The organism is Streptomyces albiflavescens (assembly GCF_014645835.1).
GTDB lineage: Bacteria > Actinomycetota > Actinomycetes > Streptomycetales > Streptomycetaceae > Streptomyces > Streptomyces albiflavescens.
Genome location: NZ_BMMM01000040.1, coordinates 1 through 497, shown reverse-complemented (window position 1 = coordinate 497; position 497 = coordinate 1). Strand labels below are relative to the sequence as shown.

The 497-nt window shown below is 69.8% G+C and carries 1 protein-coding gene; it reads right to left on the bottom strand.

Annotated features, from left to right (window positions below; translation table 11 throughout):
- The coding region (locus IEY95_RS48325; RefSeq protein ID WP_444544777.1) for an AMP-binding protein at positions 1-497 on the bottom strand (497 nt) is incomplete at both ends.

Here is a 497-nt window from a genome sequence, read left to right as displayed (position 1 = left end):
CGCGTCCGCGCGGCCGACGAACAGCAACTCACCGTCGTCCGTCCAGCGCACCAGATCCCCGGTGCGATACATCCGCTCCCCCGCAGCGAACGGGCACGCGACGAAGCGTTCGGCGGTCAGCGCCGGACGGTCCCAGTAACCGGCAGCCAGCCCGGCACCGGACACATACAGTTCACCCACCGTGCCAGGCGGGACCGGCTGCAAGAACGCGTCCAGCACAAAGATCCTGCGGTGAGACAGCGGGCGCCCGATAGGCAGCACCGAAGCCGCCGCATCACCAGGGGCCAGGACATGCCAGGTCGCACACAACGTCGTCTCCGTCGGCCCATACAAGTGCCGCACGACCACACCCGGGCACGCCTCCCGCACCCGCGCCACCGACCGCGCAGGAACCACATCCCCACCCGTCAACACCTCACGCAACCCCGCGAAACACCCCGGCCCCTCCTCCGCCAACACCCGGAAAGACCCCGCCGTCAAGTGCACCGCAGTGCCCC